This is a genomic window from Maridesulfovibrio sp. FT414 (assembly GCF_050916235.1).
Classification (GTDB): domain Bacteria; phylum Desulfobacterota; class Desulfovibrionia; order Desulfovibrionales; family Desulfovibrionaceae; genus Maridesulfovibrio.
The window spans coordinates 668,135-683,541 of record NZ_CP104854.1 but is presented as its reverse complement, the minus strand read 5'-3'; the positions used below and the strand labels follow the sequence as shown (position 1 = coordinate 683,541).

The following is a 15,407-nucleotide window of genomic DNA, read 5'->3' as shown; positions in this document are numbered from 1 at the left end:
GTCTGAAGTGTCGTTTTCGGTGTTTGAAATGACTTTTGGGGCTGAAGGGCTTAATTCACACTCTTCAATTCCGCCACAACCTCGTCAACTGCCCGGCTGAAAAGTTTCATGACCTGACCTTCGGTCTGGGGATGACCTTTCTTGAAGATGTAGATGGGAACTGCCTTGTTCTTTTTTTCCGAATAGAAGTAGAAAAGCCTGAGTCCCTTGCGGGCGGAAATGCGCAGCATGGTGATGGCTACCCTGATTTTGCGAAGGGCGAGAGTGTTGAGGCCCCGATATACTACCCCGTTACCCGGTTTTTTGAGGATGAGTTTTTTGGCTTTGGCAATGTCTTTTTGTGCCTGTGGGTATTTTTTGAGCAAGCTTTTTTCATAACGCAGGTAGGCCTCTGTTTCCTGAAGCTGCAGCATGGCTAAAGCACCTCCTCAAGCTGGGAAAGCGAGCTCTGAATGTGCGGGTCGGACGCTATGGAGAGGTCGAGGACCAGATCATTCCAGTCCAGAACAGGACCTGTAAGCCTCCGTCCGGCCCAGCGCGCGAAGGGCGAGGCCAGTGTGCATAGCGTCATGTGGGTTTCCACCAGCTGATCCCTTAACCTGACCGCCTTGTCGAGCACCCTCTCACAGTCCCCGTCCCTGTTTATGTCACAGGCGGCATCCTGCCAGTCCGTGGAAAAATTCATGATCACGATCTTGCTTAGGCTCTTGATCACAAACAGTGTATTGATGGTTGAGAGCAGGTTGGTGCCTGTCGGAGATTTGGAGTGGACGGTTTCCGAAAGGATCTGAATGCGTGCGGCAAAGGAATCCAGTATGTGCGTGTGGCAGAATCGTTTGCAGTTGCTCATTGTTTCATGTCCGGAGGTTGGATTTTTGTCCACAATTTACGGCAGGCATAAGTTTAAATCAAGGTCTCAGCAATAATCTACAGCCAGTTCCTGTACCTGTGATGTTCCCCTGAGTCTGGGTATCCTGAATCTGATTACCGTTCCAACTCCGGGAGTACTTGTGATCTCCATCCGGTACTGCGGGCCGTAAATCTGTTCAAGCCTTCTTACGCAGTTACGCACCCCGATTCCTTTCTCGCGGGAGTCGATTTTTTTGCGCTCATAGATTCGTTCAATACGGCTTTGGTCCATTCCAACACCGTCATCACTGATGCTGACATGCATTTCATCTTTTTCACAGTGGATTTCAATGGAGATTGTCCCACCGTCTTCTTTGCCCAGAATGCCGTGCTTCACGCTGTTTTCCACCAGCGGCTGGATGATCAGCGGAGGTATGGGCCATTCCAGACACTCTTCCTCCACTTTCAGGTCAACCTTGATCCGCTCGCCGAAGCGGGCCTGTTCAATGGCCAGGTAGCTGTGCAGTTGGGCCAGTTCTTCATGCAGCGGAACATAACCCCGGCTGCTGTCCAGATTCTTGCGCATGTACTTGGAAAGTTCCTGCAGCAGTTCCCGGGCCCGGTCCGGGTTGGTCCGGCAGAAGGAGGTGACTGTGTTAAGCGAGTTGAACAGGAAATGGGGGTTGATCTGGGCCTGCAGGCGGCGGATTTCCGCATGGGCGAGCATCTGTTCCTTGATCTGGATTTCCTCCAGTTCAAGCTGGGTGGAGCACAGGTTGGCCAGACCTTTCGCCATTTCAAAGGACAGCAGGTCCAACTGGTTTCTTCTGGTCCCGTACAGTTTCAGCGTTCCGACAACCTGTCCGTTCTTGTGAAGTGGAACCACTGCCGCCGAGGTGAAGGGACAGCCTTTGTGGTTGCATCCGATCTTTTTATTGGAATCCAGAAAAATCGGTTCACCCTCGGAAAGGACCTGCAGGGTCGAGTCGGTCCTGATTTTCTTGCCCGCCAGATGGTGATCGGACCCGGCTCCGACGTGGGCCAGCACGTTTACGGTATCGGTGATGGCAACGGCTGCAGCGGAAAGGTGGGCATGGATGATCTTTGCCGTTTCCTGCGCCGAGTCGAGGGTAAGTCCTGAGCGCAGGTGGCTCACGGTCAGGTTGGCGATGTCGAGTATGTGTTGGGCCTTTACCGAATCCTGCTTGGTTCCGTACCTGAATACTATGTTGATGACCTGAGCGAAGATTGCCGCGCCGAAAGTGTTGAGGATGATCATTGGCATGGCGATGAGTTTTACCAGCTTAACTGCCTCGTCATAGGGGTGCGACAGGTAAAGGACCATGATCATGTGCACGATTTCTCCGACGAAGGCCAGACTTGCCGCGGCCCGCCAGTCCATGCGGTTGCTGAGGCGCGTTGCTATCAAACCTGCCGCCAGACCTTCAAGCATAGTCGCCAGTCCGCAGGGAACTGCGCTGAAACCTCCAAGGTCTATCAGGATGCGGTGTCCTCCGGCAATGATACCGGCTCCCAGCCCCACCAGCGGACCTCCGAAAAGCCCACCGGTAATGACTGCCATGGCGCGCAGGTTGGCTACGGACTGAAATACGAAATTCCCGCCATAGGTTCCCAGAATCCCGAATATTCCGAATATGAGGATCTGGAGGACAGTGTTTGTCTTCCGGTATTCCTGCCGGAAGCCGATCCTGTGGATGGGGGTGATGGTCAGCAGCAGGAAGGAACCTGCCACAATCAGACCGAACCGTTCGGCAAGGGTGATAATCAATGTTTCTGGATTCATATTATATGTAGGGTTTATGTATTTCTGAAACCAATAGGGATTCCAAAGGGGCTTGCTCCTTTGGCCGCCGGCGGCGAAATCAGATTATCAAAAGCGCAAAGCGCATCAAAATTGGCCACGCAGGGCCGCCGGAGGCATACCTTGCAGCAATCTGCGGATTAGGCCAGTCCCAGACGGTCCCGGAACGATTTGACCCTGCTTTTGCTGATGATGATCTCTTCCTCGCCGATATATTTCATGCTTACCACGTATTTGCCGTTGAACCACGGTGCGAAATCCCGCACATGGGTAAGGTTGATCATTTCGCCCCGGCTGGTGCGGAAAAACGGTTGTCCAGCAAGACGTTCCTCCAGCCCGTCCAGAGTCTTGTCCCCGTAGCAGGGAAATATTCCTTTTGCTGTGTGGATCATTATCTTGCGTTCTTCCATGCGGCACAGGATGACGTCGGAGGGTTCAAGAAGCAGTATGCGGCCATTGGCCTCAACTGAAATGCGCAGGACCTTCTGCCCCAGCCCCATCTGTTTCAGCAGGGCGTTCATGTCAGGCATTTCCACCTTTTCTTCGCAGTTTGCGTATAGCTGGCAGCGGACCCGGGCAATGCTCTTGGCCAGTCTTTCTGCGGAAAGTGGCTTGAGAATGTAATCCACCGCATTCTCTTCAAAAGCACGCAGAGCGTACTGGTCATACGCTGTGGCAAAAATGACTAGCGGAGGCTCGGGCAGTTCCATCAGCTCCTGAAGCACATGAAATCCGTTTTTGCCGGGCATCTGAATATCCAGAAAAACAAGGTCCGGCCCCGTCTCGGCGATCAGCTCTATTCCCCTGCTGGCAGAACCGGCGGTACCAACGATCTCGATGTCGTCGAAATCCGAAAGGAGGAAGCCAAGCTCATCTAGAGCAGGGGCTTCGTCGTCTATCAGAAGTGTGCGAATCTTATCATGTGCTTGCATGGCGGCTGGTCCTTTAGTGTGTAAGCTGGAAGTTCAGAATGTATGGACGGAAAAACAGGTTGTAAAGTCCTGTCTGCCTGCATTGCGGAGATGGAAGGTCATGAAGCCGCTTTTTCGCGGTCTCCAATGGTAATTTCATTTTTAAGAAATTCAATAAAATGCTCAAAATATCCGGGGTACTCTTTAGCACTAAGAACTGCTGCAAAGTTGTCACGCAACAAGCCTTTGGTGCCCAGACGTATCTTTTTCAACCCTTCAGTTCTAAGATATGGTTTAAGCGCCCAACCTGACATTACGGCAATCCCCATTTCCGCCCGGACCATTTCCACGGCTGCTTCCGTCAGCGGAAGTACTGTAATATCGGCAGGAGTTACATTTGCCGGGGCGAGCACGAACCTGTGAACCGAGACTGTTTCCATAGGCAGCGAGTGTATGACCAGATTCTGATCGGCAAAGTCTTCGGCGGTGAGATATTTTTTATTTGCAAGCTTATGAGTGGCGGGCACAATTGCGAACATTTCATCTTGGAACAGCTTGATGTAGCGCAGATTGCTGTCCTGAATCGGGTCCGTTGTGATGGCAATGTCCAGCTCTCCAGAGAGAAGCTTCTGCAATGGCTGGTGGGTGGCTTCCATCACTATCCGCAGTTTTACATTCGGGTATAGCAATTGGAATTGCCGCATGATTGAAGGCAGCCAATGGTAGCTTGTATAGCATTCCGTGCTTATACGGATTTCTCCTGCTTCGCCCTTGACCAGTTCGCGAATGCTGCGTTCTGTTTGCTCTATCTTTTCAATTACCTCATCGGCAAGTTTCAGAAGTTTTTCACCTGCTTCTGTAGGAATCAGCTTTCGATTTATTCTGAGGAATATTTTTGTGCCCAGCTGGATTTCCGCTTCCTGAAGTTGACGGCTTAAAGCCGACTGGGTCAGGTGTAATTTCCGGGTAGCCTTGGTTATTCCGCCTTCTTCCATAATTGCTTTTACAAGTCGCAAATGTCTTATTTCCATGTCATCCTCCAGCTTTCTTATAATCTGAGCGGTCCTGCCGGGCATAATGATTTATTTGCATGCATTGCATGTAATAAACTCATTTTTCTTTTGAATGTCGAATGGTTATTTTTGTTCATATGGAATTGTATGAATCTAACCATGGAGGACGACAGTATGAAAGATCAAATCAATTTTTACGAAGCAAAGCTTGAATATGAAATAGACTCGGCCGATTTATTTCAGGCAATTAACGATGGAATGAATGTTGTTGTAGTTGATGCACGCACAAGTGAAGCATTTATGAGCGAACATATTCCCGGCGCGATTAATATGCCGCATCGGCAATTGGATGAGAACTCTACGTGCGATCTGAAGATGGATTGTCTGTATGTCACTTACTGCGATGGAATAGGGTGCAATGCTTCAACCAAGGGAGCGCTCAAGCTAGCCCGCCTTGGTTTTAAGGTCAAGGAGCTGCTGGGAGGTCTGGATTGGTGGAAAAGAGATGGCTACGCAACCGAGGGACTCAAGGCGGTGAATGACGACAGCACGATTGGATGTGCATGCTGAAACATGCTTCTTCCACCCGATTTAATATATGAAATAGGGGGCTGAAATGTCCGTTTTCCATTATATGAAGTATCTGGTATTGGTCTTTGTCATAACTGTTTCGGCATCAGTTGGGCTGGTGATCCCTGCCGACGCTGTTACTGCAAACTTGCAGAGTTCCGTCCAGTCTCATCTGAAGGGGGTGGTCGGTCTGTCCATGGATCGAAAAGGGTATCTGTATACGGCCTCTGTTCGGGATGGTGCCGTGTACAGCTTTTCCCCGGCATCTGCACCGGTGATGATCGGGCAGGTTCAGGGCAGACCTGTTGCACTGGCTGTAGACCGGATGCGTAACGTCTTTGTTGTTACCGAGGATGGTGTGGTCAGTATGATTACTACCAAGGGACAGACCAAAGAGATTGTCAGGGTGGATTTTCATCCTGCAGGTATCACGATAGATAGGGATGGCGGGATTCTAGTTGTAGGCAAGGAATGCGGACTGTTTAAGATTGAGGGTAACAGGATCTTGCCATTGCTAAATGACGATGGCTCTTGTGACTGAATTTACTGAATTTAAAGTCCGGATGGATGATTGCCCTGTATCTCCGGATGCTGGAATCTCGGCAAAATCATAAAAAAGAACTCCTCAAAAACATACATATGATTTATTGTCTCAGCAGTGTGACAGCCTTATTGGAGTGAGATGTGTGAAAGTTCAGTTAGTGACGAATCCGTGGAGGATCATATGAAAAAGACTGTGTTGTTGACGGGAGTATTGGTTTTGCTGCTGGCTGCAGGGCTTGTGTTTGGAGCATGGTCGGCGCAGGCTGATTCAGGAAAGACCGCTCCATACAGGGTAGGTAAATGGCTTCCATCTGATCAGAAAACATTGGATGAGTGGAAGTCTGAACTGATCAGCGAGAGTGATGCGGCAGGGTCTGTCCGGCTTCTGCCGGTACTTCAGGAATTCAAGGATATGATTGAGAATGATCCGGTTCTCTTCATGCTTTTTACCGAGATGTTCAAGCAGGTACCCAATAAGCCTCCTTATGACAAGGACCCTACCGGTAAAACGCAGGTCAGGGATTACCGGCACATGCTTCAGCTCATGAATACGATTCTTACCAGGGCACCGGAATTCAATAAGACCGGTCTTGTGGGCTTCCCCATCAATGCCATTCTGGATTGGCCCATGGGAACTCCTGCCGGAGCTGCTGCCTTCCTGAATCCCATGGTAAACCGTCAGTTGAAGAAGATTCTCACCCAGTGGGCTGTCTTCCTCGGATCGGCTGACTCGCGCTACGTGCTAAGTGATGATCCCGAAAACGGCTGGTTCGGGCGCGACGCCAAAGCTGCCATGCCTACCTTCGTGGATGATTTTGTCTGTGATCCCAAGCTGCCATACTATGGATTTAAATCCTGGGACGACTTTTTCACCCGCGTTTTCCGCGAGGGGCGTCGTCCTGTGGCTTCCCCCGGCGACAACTCAATTATAGCCAATTCCTGTGAATCAGCGCCGTACAGACTGGTGCGCGATGTCAAACTGCGCGACAAATTCTGGATCAAGGCCCAGCCGTATTCCCTAACCCATATGCTGGGCGACGAGGAACTGGCCCGGCAGTTTGAAGGCGGAACCGTATATCAGGCCTTCCTGAGTGCGCTCAGCTATCACCGTTGGCACAGCCCGGTAAGCGGAAAGATCGTGAAAACGCAGATTCTTGACGGCTCGTACTATGCCGAGGCCCAGAGTATGGGGTTTGACCCGTCAGGACCGAACGAGTCTCAGGGATACATCACACAGGTGGCGGCGCGGGGACTCATCTGCATTGAAGCCGACAATCCCGACATCGGCCTGATGGCGATCCTCTACGTAGGTATGGCTGAAGTTTCGTCCAACGAGATAACCGTTTACGAAGGGCAGCATGTGGAGAAGGGCGACCAGCTCGGAATGTTCCATTTCGGCGGATCAACCCACACACTGATTTTCCGTCCCGGAGTGGAACTTGATTTCGACCTGCACGGGCAGAAGCCCGGTCTGGAATCTTCCAATATTCCGGTTCGCTCAAAGCTGGCAACCGTCAGGAAGACGAAGAAGTAATTTGGGGATGCCTCCGGCGGCCAGAGGGGGAAACTTTTGGTAAAAAGTTTCCCCCTCTGGACTCCCCCTTCAAAAACTTTTAACGGGGTTTCGCCTGTAGCGCGGTAAGCCTGACTATTTCACCAGAGAATGTTTCCGGCACCCTGCGGGCTGATTTTGTTGCGATTTACATTATACAATTACAATTGGTCATGCGAAGCGGCGAAGCCTTAATAAAAGTTTTCCCTTTGGCCCCCGGAGGGCCGCCGGGGGCATCTATACAAACTTTGCGTAATCGGTGACCAGCAGGTGGATTGGTTTTTCATCTTCATCCACTTTCGGGAAGCGCGGCATGGGTTCTTCAAAGCGGTTGTCTATGTTGTCGTCATTCACCGCACTTACTTCCCCCACGAGTACATCGCCTGTGCCTTTCTGGCAGTAGAAACAATGGTACATGCCCGGTTCAAGGCAGATGCTCTCGCCCGGTTCAAGCACAATCTCGCCGCCCGGTTCGATGGTGCGCACGAATCCGTCAACACTTACATCCAGCGGCTTGTCTGAAAGATTTTCATTTTCATCCGAGCCGTACAGCTTGATGACCAGATTGCCGCCTGCGCGGTTGATGATATCTTCGCGCTTGGACCAGTGGAAATGCATGGGGCAGAGCTGCCCTTCACGCAGGATCATGATTTTTTCCGCATAGGGTTTGGGGTCCCCGGTCTGGAGATTGCCGTTGCGGATTGTGAAAAGAATCAATCCTAGACTGTCAAAGTCTCCTTTGCCGTAATCGGTAAGATCCCAGCCGAGCATGTTGCGTACAACTTCACTGTCCCCTTTTCCTTTCCAGTCTTCCGGAGTCCAGAAGGCCCATTTGGGCAGATTGAAGCGGTGCTGGGCGTAAAATTCCTTGGCCTTGGTTATAAGCGCGTTTATTTCGCTTCTTTTCATTGTATTGCTCCGTGAAAGGGAAATCTAGTTTATCAGTTTGAACTCTACAGGCACAGCGGGCATGGCTCCCTTGCAGGAACAGACGTAGGCCGCGAGCCTGTTGGCGTGTTCACTTATTTCTTCGAGGCTGCGGTCCAGCAACAGGCCGATTATCACTGCGGCAGTGAAAGAGTCGCCTGCACCGATGGTGTCCACCATATGTTCAACTGTAGATCCGCTGCTTTCAACAACCCTTCCGCTGCCGGTCAGCAGGCTGCCTTTTCCGCCTCGGGTAAGAACAGAAAGCTTGAGGTTGAACCGGTCATGCAGTGCCTGAAGCATTTCCTGCTCGGTTCCTTTGAGTTCGAACATGGCGGCAACAGTTTTGATTTCATCATCATTAAGCTTGAGCACATCGGCCCGTTCAAGGGAGGAACTGATGATTTTGGGGGTGTAGAAATTCTGGCGCAGGTTCATGTCGTAGACTTTGAGTGCCCTCGGCGCTGCGTCCAGAAAGGCGTGTATGGCGTTGCGGGATTTTTCGCTCCTCTGGGCCAGAGTTCCGAAGCATACGGCATCCAGCAGGGGAGCCATGCTCAGGGCCATCGGATTGAGGGTCAGGTGATCCCATGCTATATTGTCCGGAAACACGTAACTGGCCACCCCATTTTCATCCACCTTGGCCTCGACATAGCCGGTGGGGTGGTCTTCATCGACGCTAACAGCCTCCAGGTTCAGGCCGCGTTTCGTTAGTTCTGCCACGGCCCGCCTGCCGCGCTCATCCGCGCCGATGGTGGACACGGCAATGGCTTCGGCGCCAAGCGCACCGGCATGGTATGCAAAGTTGACTGGTGCCCCTCCGATCTCCTCGGAATCCTCAAGTACATCCCATAAAATTTCGCCAAGCCCGGCGACAAGATATTCAGCCATTCCTGCTCCTGAAATCAACAAACATTTAATGCTGGCACCGACCCTCTACAGGAGTCCTTTCTTATTGATGCCAGTTACCTGTTTTGACAAACTCCCCGCAAAATGGCGAGAACTTTATCCCCGTCCGGATGAAGTCTATTTCGTTTGTCTGCCGCTTTCGACGCTGAACCGCTTGATGCCGTCCTTGTCAGAGAACATTTCAACAGGTTTCATTCCTTCGTCGTCAACCATCGCTTCAGTCTTGGAGTATATGAAGAGTTTGACCTTCGAATTAAACTCCTGGGACAGTTTTTCCTCAATTCTGACTACTTCCTTGGATGTGATGAGCTTCTCACCCGTTACATCTGCAAGGACTTTCCATCCGTCTTTTTCCTTTTGGGCCTCAACATAAATAGGAAATATATTACGAATTTCAGACAACAGGGCTGTTGCCGACTTTTCGACCTTATTGCCGTTTTTGGAATACAGACCGGTGTATCCGGTCCCGAACAGGTTCCGGCCGCTGCGGGTTATGTCACTGCTTTTGTAGTAGCGAATGATCAGGGTCAGGTCTTTCACTCCTGTCTTCTTGCGCATCAGGTTTTCAAGGTTGTGGACCGAATCCGGGTGTGGGCGTTCGGGACCGCTGATTTCAACTATGACGCCGGGGCCGCTCTTGAGATCCATGTAATTGATGCCGGAAAGGGTGTACCAGGGATATTCTGAAATGAGGGTTCGCAGCAGGATTTCCGCCTGTTCGAGTATGACGGCGCTTTTTTCAAGTTTGATGTTCTGCCGTTTTGCGTGCGCGTTGAGCAGGGCATTGATGCTTGAGTCGGCATTGGATGAAATACTCTGGGTTATTGTGGTGCGAACGATAATCCTTACGGGCATGTTAAGGTCCTTCGCGGCGCTTCTTTCCATTTTCTCAACTTCTGCAGCTTTGATGGACTGCGGACCCTGCATGAAAATGAATCCGTCCACGATCCCGTCATTCAGCTCGTGGCTTACGTTTCTGATTATGGTATTGGGGGTGGTGGCAATGGCCTGCGATGCGACAGTCCTCAGTCCCTTGTCGATTTTACGGGAGATTGAAACGTCGATTAGAGCCTTTGTGAGCAGTCCGGCAACGATGATGAGTCCGATAGTGGTGATGGAGAAATGTTTGATCAGGCGCGGCAGCGGTTCGTCTTCCGAGTGGGGAATGAACCCGGTGATCATGAAAAGGACGCTTGCGACCGATAGAATTACCAGAAAGTTGGCGAAAAACAGCAGAAAGGCTCCCCATGCCTCGGAATATTGCCCCAGGGCAAGGCACAGGCCGCTGGCACATAGCGGCGGGACCAGTGATGTTGCAATGGCGATACCGGGCATTACCGGGCTGACCTTTTCGTCTATTAAGGCCACCGTTCCGGCAATGCCCGCAAATGCTGCAACTCCCAGATCCAGCAGGTTCGGGGTGGTGCGGGCAAGAATCTCATTGGTAATTTCGAAAAAGATGGGACAGGACCCTATAAGGTACGCTCCGCAGATGCCCAGCAGGATACCAGCGCAAACTGAAAATATGGAGTCCCTGATCAGCGGAAATTCTCCTCTGACCAGCCCCAGTGAAAAGCCGAAGATCGGGGTCATGAGCGGGGAAACAAGCATGGCACCGATGACGACTGCAGGGCTGTTTGCCATGAGTCCGATAGAGGCGATGAATACCGCAACACTCATCAGCAGGTAGTACATGCCGCTTGGAGCCGAGTTGCGGGTTATGTCGGTTGTCAGGAATTCCCTGCGCACATCCGTAACGAATAACAGGGGTGTTCTGACCCTGTCTTTTCGTCTGAAAAGTAATGACATTTCAGCCTCCGGTCGCTGGCTTGATTTCACAAGATGTAACTTCGGACTCATATTAGCCATATTTGGGCTTTTGCGGCAATAATAACCGCACAACTGTCCGCCATTTCTGTAGGGCGCAGCTAGTTGCATGTTCCCTCCGTATTTCTGCTTGACTTCATTGGAGAAATATAAAGGATATGAAATGACCAGCCATTTTCAGAAATCAGGGGAGAGTAATTATGGCACAATGCAGAAAAGATCTGCCGAAACTTGCGGAATACGAAAAAAAGATCGAGCGATGCCTGTCAAAGATTGATAAAGCTGGTCGTGTAAAGGTGCGTGAGGCGCTTGCTTTCGGTTACGAGCTGCACAGGGCACAGCGCAGGCGGTCCGGGGAACCCTACATTGAGCATCCGGTGGCTGTTCTGCAGATCCTTGCCGACGAGTTCAACGTGCATGTGCCTGATATTTTGACAGCAGCCCTGCTGCATGACGTTGTAGAAGATGTGGATGGAATCACCCTTGGGGACATAAGGCGTAAATTCGGAGATACAGTTGCCGAACTGGTGGACGGATGTACCAAGCTGAGCAGCTCCAATATAGACAAACGGCAGCTCAAGTCCCTGACCCATGACAAAATCTTTTTAAAGTCCGGTAGAAACATCGGAGTTCTGACCATCAAGCTTGCCGACCGACTGCACAACCTGCGGACTCTCCACCATCTTCCCCCCGCCAAACGGCAGCGCATAGCACGGGAAACCATAGACGTATACGCCCCCCTGACCACGGCCCTGAACATGTTTCCCCTGAAACGCCAGATGTATGAGTTGTCCCTGATTCATTTTTTCAGCAAGAAGAGCAAGAAGATACTGCGCCATATCAGGTCCGTTGCCGAATCGCAGGAGGCCCTTGAGCTGCGTGAGTCTATAAGGGAAAGGGTCTGGGCCGAGTTCCCCGGCAGTGACGTGCGTTTCCGCCCCAAAGGGCTTTCCAATTACTATGATCCTGTTTCAGAACGGCTCGACCTTGAAAATTCGCGTGACGTGGCCGACTTCACCATAGTGCTTGATACGGATTCAATGCTCGACTGTTATCGGGTGCTGGGCATCATCAATACCGGGTTCAAGGTAGTACCGCGGACCATGCGCGATTTTATTACCAACCCCAAGACCAACGGCTACCGCAGCCTGCATGTGCGCATACGCGGCAACAAGTCCAACTATCTGGTCAAGGTCAGAAGCTCGGAAATGGACGACTGGGCCAACTTCGGCATGTTCAACCAGTGGCGGGAGGAACATCCTTTCAACGAAGAACACTGGGAGGAAGTGAGCACCCTTCTGGAGAGTACGGCCCTGTATTCCGGCACATCGGCCGGAAAAAGTGCTATGCTGCATATTTCCGAGGTGGAGGAGATTTTCGCCTACTCCCCGGCTGGCGACGTTTTTTACCTGCCCAGGGACTCCACTGTTCTTGATTTTGCTTTCAAGGTTCACACCGGTCTTGGAGAACGATGCAGCCACGCTATTGTTGATGGTCGTAAGGTTTCTCCGGTTCACAGGATAAGTGAGGGTGCCACTGTACAGATCATTCAGAGCGATAAATCCTTTGATCCTTCACCCCGCCTTGAAAGCCAGTGCCGGAGCCACAGAGCCAAGGCCCATGTAGCAAGGCTGATGAAAAAAAAGATAGCCGACTATGCTGCCGTGCTGGGCAGCTCTATTCTGGAGCAGGCCATGCAACGGGTGGGGATGCCGGTCGATTGCCTTGAAGGGAGTTTTCAGGAAGAGATTCTAGCTATTCTCAATATCGATTCCATGCAGATGCTTCATTCGCTCATAGGTCGGAACAAGCTCAAAGCCCAACTGGTCATTTATTACATGCTCGATCTGTATCAGGGAGAACGGAAAATCCAATTGGCGGCAAAAGAGCGGACCTGCAACCAGCCGTATGCGTTGACAATGAGTGAGATAATTCCCGGCATTCACAAGATGTCCAACTGCTGCAACCCGTTTCCCGGTGAAGAGGGCCTTGTTGCGGCCCTTAGCGGGCGCGGCGTGGCCCTGCACCGGGCCAGCTGCAGTGAGCTGGCCGGCAAGGTGAGCGATTCCGATATCCTCTCAAATGTTGTCTGGGATTTTGAAACCGCCTGGCCCGGAGAACTGTTGTTCCGGTTGTCTATGTCAGGATTCAGGGACCGGACAAAAGTTTTTGCTGTCCTTGGCGGTTTTGATGACGCTGGTATTGTCAGGGATATTTCATTTGCGGAGAAGCAGAATTCCTGTGAAATGACAGCCGTATTCTCGTCACTGGCCCAGTGCCGTAACTTTGCCGGTGGTTTTGCCGGTCTTCGGCTGGCAGTATCCGATTATTACCGTCTCTGATGCAGTTTCAGGCAACCTGCTCCCTGCCCGCCATGGGCGTAGCTGTCTTTTTCCGTTAAAAAAAACGGTTGCGGTTGCAACCATTTCTGTGTCCCTGTATAGGTGTGTGCAGTCGTGTTATTAAATTAATCTTCGGGAACTATGCAGGTGAAGATAGTCCATCCAGCTCTTATCAGAAAGGTTGCCCACAAACATTGTGACGGCTCAGCCGGGGGAAGTGATAATTCCGGTTTTTCCCTGCGTGAGATGTTCTTCTACCGTCTCTGGCCGGCGCGAACCAGAAGGCTGTTCTGGTTGAACATCGGGTTTGGTTTTCTGCTGCTGATCATTCTGGAACTCCTGCCGCTGAGCAAATTCGGACAGAACCTGATCAATGACAACCATGATTTCCTCATCGCTGAATCATTCAAGGAAAATGCCTTGAAGGGACGGGCTGCTCATGATGACATCGAACTTCTGCTGCTGGACCGTACTTTTTATGAAACCAGTTCCGGAATGGGCTACTGGACTCCCAAGGTACGGCTCGCTGAAACCATTGATTTCGCGCTGAGTTCCGGGGCGAAGGTCGTGCTTATAGATTGCAGGATGGATCGGCCTGTTCCGGTTGACGCTGAAAACACGGCCTTTCTTAAATCCTTCCGCCATAGCCTTGAGCTTGCCCGGACCAAGGCAGCGGTAATCATCATTCCAAAATTGGCCGGGCAGGCTGTGCACTCTGAAACAGGATTCTCAAAGGAGTTCTGGAAACTGGCCGGTGAATTCACGGATGTGCTCAAGGTCGGTGATGCCGGAATTATCCGTAACCCTGATGACAAAAGGATCAGGCATCTGCGCTACTACCGCGTGGATGACGACGGGGGGCGCAAGAACATCCTGCTTTCCGTGGCCCTGCTGGCCGGCATCTACGCAGACGGGGAGGAGGAGGGCGCTACCCGGCGTCAGCGTATTGTTCAGGCCATCCGCGAGATTGAGAGCGGCAGGGTGGAGAAGGCGCGGGTCGAGATATCTGACGGTGCCCACATAACACTGTTCAGGCAGGACAAAGGCAGCGACAATATCAAGGCAAGGCTTAAGTTCAGCTTAGCGCCTAAGGAAATTTATATTCGCAAGGCCGGGACTGTCAGTGCTGAACTGCTCAGGCACACCCGTTCCGCTACCGGGATAAAGTTTGCTGATCCGGCAAGCTTATCTGGAAAAGTTGTGATTATTGGGTCCGACTATGAGGAAATAGGGGATATGCACCTTACCCCGGTGGGGCGTATGCCCGGAGTCTACATCATAGCCAACGCTGTTAACATGTTCCTGAACGGTGATCAGGTCCACGCCGATGCAGCCATAAGCTACGTGATCAAGATAATGACGGTTATTATTGTTTCCTTCGGCGTGGCGCATCTTCCGGCCATATTCGACCTGCTGCTTCTGGTTATCGCTTTTTTTGCGTTTCAACCTTTAAGTGTCTTCCTTTTCATGAAATACGGCCTGTTCTTTAACTTTCTGCTTCTGCTGGCCGGGATCAGCTTTTTTGATTATTTTAACAACGTCAGCGAATATCTGATTGAAAGGTTCTCGACTAAGGAGGATTCATGTTCAAATATCTGATTTCTTTTCTTCTGATTGCCCTTGGCTGCGTTTATGCGTTGCCGGTAGATGCCAAATCAGTTGTCGGCTACGTACACGTGGACAGTTGGGACCTTTCTCCTGAACAGGCATATGAACTACATCGTGACGGCAGGGTTGTTGGCAGCCTTTATCAGGATATGCCGGTTCGCAACAATGATCTGATTGTTCCCAAAGCAGGTGGCGGTATTTTTATAGAATATATTTCCCATGAATGCCCGGAGGTCGAGGTGCGCAGCGCGACCCGTGTGTATTGCTCCCGTCAGGCTGATGAACCTGGTTTCTGGAACAATGTGTATGACAAGCTCAACATTTTTTCCCCGAAGGTAGAGTTGGAAGAGACTCAGGGAACAACGCTTCGGGAAGCATGTCCGGACACAGGCGGGCAGGAGATCAAACAGGGTGAGGCCCATCCATCCGGTGAAGCCCATCCTCCCCATGATGAGTTGAAAAAGACGAATGAAGAAAAGTGGTAGCAGGCAGTTTGGGGGAAGGGGCATGGTTTTTTGAAAACGATTGAACTAT

At 51.3% G+C, this 15,407-nt stretch carries 14 protein-coding genes; 6 read left to right on the top strand and 8 right to left on the bottom strand.

All coding sequences use genetic code 11. The annotated features are described in order from the left end of the window. Positions 1-50: 50 nt before the first annotated feature. The 5 genes from N7E73_RS03085 to N7E73_RS03065 form a co-directional block, all read right to left on the bottom strand. Positions 51-413 carry a hypothetical protein gene (locus N7E73_RS03085; RefSeq protein WP_432737492.1) on the bottom strand — a complete coding sequence of 121 codons (363 nt, stop codon included), beginning with the start codon at positions 411-413 and terminating at the stop codon, positions 51-53. Between the two features lie 2 nt (positions 414-415). After that, positions 416-850 carry a hypothetical protein gene (locus N7E73_RS03080; protein ID WP_432737491.1) on the bottom strand — a complete coding sequence of 145 codons (435 nt, stop codon included), beginning with the start codon at positions 848-850 and terminating at the stop codon, positions 416-418. A gap of 66 nt (positions 851-916) precedes the next feature. Then, positions 917-2,653: a LytS/YhcK type 5TM receptor domain-containing protein gene (locus N7E73_RS03075; protein WP_432737490.1), complete on the bottom strand. Its 1,737-nt coding sequence runs from the start codon at positions 2,651-2,653 to the stop codon at positions 917-919. Positions 2,654-2,811: 158 nt separating this feature from the next. After that, entirely contained in the window at positions 2,812-3,603 is a 792-nt protein-coding gene (locus N7E73_RS03070; RefSeq protein WP_432737489.1) for a LytR/AlgR family response regulator transcription factor, read from the bottom strand. A gap of 98 nt (positions 3,604-3,701) precedes the next feature. Continuing rightward, a complete protein-coding gene (locus N7E73_RS03065) occupies positions 3,702-4,613 on the bottom strand; it encodes a LysR family transcriptional regulator (RefSeq protein ID WP_432737488.1) in 912 nt (303 codons plus the stop codon). A gap of 156 nt (positions 4,614-4,769) precedes the next feature. Between N7E73_RS03065 and N7E73_RS03060 the strand changes: the two genes are divergently transcribed. From N7E73_RS03060 to N7E73_RS03050, 3 genes are all read left to right on the top strand, one after another. Next, the gene (locus N7E73_RS03060) at positions 4,770-5,165 is read left to right on the top strand and encodes a rhodanese-like domain-containing protein (protein ID WP_432737486.1); all 396 of its coding nucleotides are present in this window, start codon (positions 4,770-4,772) and stop codon (positions 5,163-5,165) included. Positions 5,166-5,211: 46 nt separating this feature from the next. Further along, positions 5,212-5,706 carry a hypothetical protein gene (locus tag N7E73_RS03055; protein ID WP_432737485.1) on the top strand — a complete coding sequence of 165 codons (495 nt, stop codon included), beginning with the start codon at positions 5,212-5,214 and terminating at the stop codon, positions 5,704-5,706. A 183-nt stretch (positions 5,707-5,889) separates the two neighbouring features. Continuing rightward, on the top strand, positions 5,890-7,242 hold the full coding sequence (locus tag N7E73_RS03050) for a phosphatidylserine decarboxylase family protein (protein ID WP_432737484.1): 1,353 nt from the start codon (positions 5,890-5,892) through the stop codon (positions 7,240-7,242). 255 nt (positions 7,243-7,497) lie between these two features. On the opposite strand, the gene N7E73_RS03045 is transcribed toward N7E73_RS03050, so the two are convergent. From N7E73_RS03045 to N7E73_RS03035, 3 genes are all read right to left on the bottom strand, one after another. Beyond that, positions 7,498-8,169 (bottom strand): D-lyxose/D-mannose family sugar isomerase, encoded by a 672-nt coding sequence (locus N7E73_RS03045; protein ID WP_432737482.1) that lies wholly within the window; start codon positions 8,167-8,169, stop codon positions 7,498-7,500. 24 nt (positions 8,170-8,193) lie between these two features. Continuing rightward, the gene (locus N7E73_RS03040) at positions 8,194-9,078 is read right to left on the bottom strand and encodes a carbohydrate kinase family protein (protein ID WP_432737480.1); all 885 of its coding nucleotides are present in this window, start codon (positions 9,076-9,078) and stop codon (positions 8,194-8,196) included. A gap of 135 nt (positions 9,079-9,213) precedes the next feature. Beyond that, positions 9,214-10,905, bottom strand: coding sequence for a DUF389 domain-containing protein (locus N7E73_RS03035; RefSeq protein ID WP_432737478.1), 1,692 nt, complete (start codon positions 10,903-10,905; stop codon positions 9,214-9,216). Positions 10,906-11,123: 218 nt separating this feature from the next. On the opposite strand from N7E73_RS03035, the gene N7E73_RS03030 reads away from it, so the two are divergent. The 3 genes from N7E73_RS03030 (at position 11,124) to N7E73_RS03020 (ending at position 15,358) form a co-directional block, all read left to right on the top strand. Further along, positions 11,124-13,265 carry an HD domain-containing protein gene (locus tag N7E73_RS03030; RefSeq protein WP_432737477.1) on the top strand — a complete coding sequence of 714 codons (2,142 nt, stop codon included), beginning with the start codon at positions 11,124-11,126 and terminating at the stop codon, positions 13,263-13,265. Positions 13,266-13,412: 147 nt separating this feature from the next. Beyond that, the gene (locus tag N7E73_RS03025; RefSeq protein WP_432737476.1) at positions 13,413-14,864 is read left to right on the top strand and encodes a CHASE2 domain-containing protein; all 1,452 of its coding nucleotides are present in this window, start codon (positions 13,413-13,415) and stop codon (positions 14,862-14,864) included. Continuing rightward, the gene (locus N7E73_RS03020; protein WP_432737474.1) at positions 14,849-15,358 is read left to right on the top strand and encodes a hypothetical protein; all 510 of its coding nucleotides are present in this window, start codon (positions 14,849-14,851) and stop codon (positions 15,356-15,358) included. Before N7E73_RS03025 ends, N7E73_RS03020 begins: the two co-directional genes overlap by 16 nt. Positions 15,359-15,407: the final 49 nt, after the last annotated feature.

What these genes read in the sequence shown, in the direction of transcription:
- N7E73_RS03080 (WP_432737491.1), bottom strand. Translation starts at nt 850, where the DNA reads ATGAGCAACTGCAAACGATTCTGCCACACGCACATACTGGATTCCTTT.
- N7E73_RS03065 (WP_432737488.1), bottom strand. Translation starts at nt 4,613, where the DNA reads ATGGAAATAAGACATTTGCGACTTGTAAAAGCAATTATGGAAGAAGGC.
- N7E73_RS03075 (WP_432737490.1), bottom strand. Translation starts at nt 2,653, where the DNA reads ATGAATCCAGAAACATTGATTATCACCCTTGCCGAACGGTTCGGTCTG.
- N7E73_RS03085 (WP_432737492.1), bottom strand. Translation starts at nt 413, where the DNA reads ATGCTGCAGCTTCAGGAAACAGAGGCCTACCTGCGTTATGAAAAAAGC.
- N7E73_RS03040 (WP_432737480.1), bottom strand. Translation starts at nt 9,078, where the DNA reads ATGGCTGAATATCTTGTCGCCGGGCTTGGCGAAATTTTATGGGATGTA.
- N7E73_RS03020 (WP_432737474.1), top strand. Translation starts at nt 14,849, where the DNA reads ATGTTCAAATATCTGATTTCTTTTCTTCTGATTGCCCTTGGCTGCGTT.
- N7E73_RS03045 (WP_432737482.1), bottom strand. Translation starts at nt 8,169, where the DNA reads ATGAAAAGAAGCGAAATAAACGCGCTTATAACCAAGGCCAAGGAATTT.
- N7E73_RS03070 (WP_432737489.1), bottom strand. Translation starts at nt 3,603, where the DNA reads ATGCAAGCACATGATAAGATTCGCACACTTCTGATAGACGACGAAGCC.
- N7E73_RS03035 (WP_432737478.1), bottom strand. Translation starts at nt 10,905, where the DNA reads ATGTCATTACTTTTCAGACGAAAAGACAGGGTCAGAACACCCCTGTTA.
- N7E73_RS03050 (WP_432737484.1), top strand. Translation starts at nt 5,890, where the DNA reads ATGAAAAAGACTGTGTTGTTGACGGGAGTATTGGTTTTGCTGCTGGCT.
- N7E73_RS03055 (WP_432737485.1), top strand. Translation starts at nt 5,212, where the DNA reads ATGTCCGTTTTCCATTATATGAAGTATCTGGTATTGGTCTTTGTCATA.
- N7E73_RS03030 (WP_432737477.1), top strand. Translation starts at nt 11,124, where the DNA reads ATGGCACAATGCAGAAAAGATCTGCCGAAACTTGCGGAATACGAAAAA.
- N7E73_RS03060 (WP_432737486.1), top strand. Translation starts at nt 4,770, where the DNA reads ATGAAAGATCAAATCAATTTTTACGAAGCAAAGCTTGAATATGAAATA.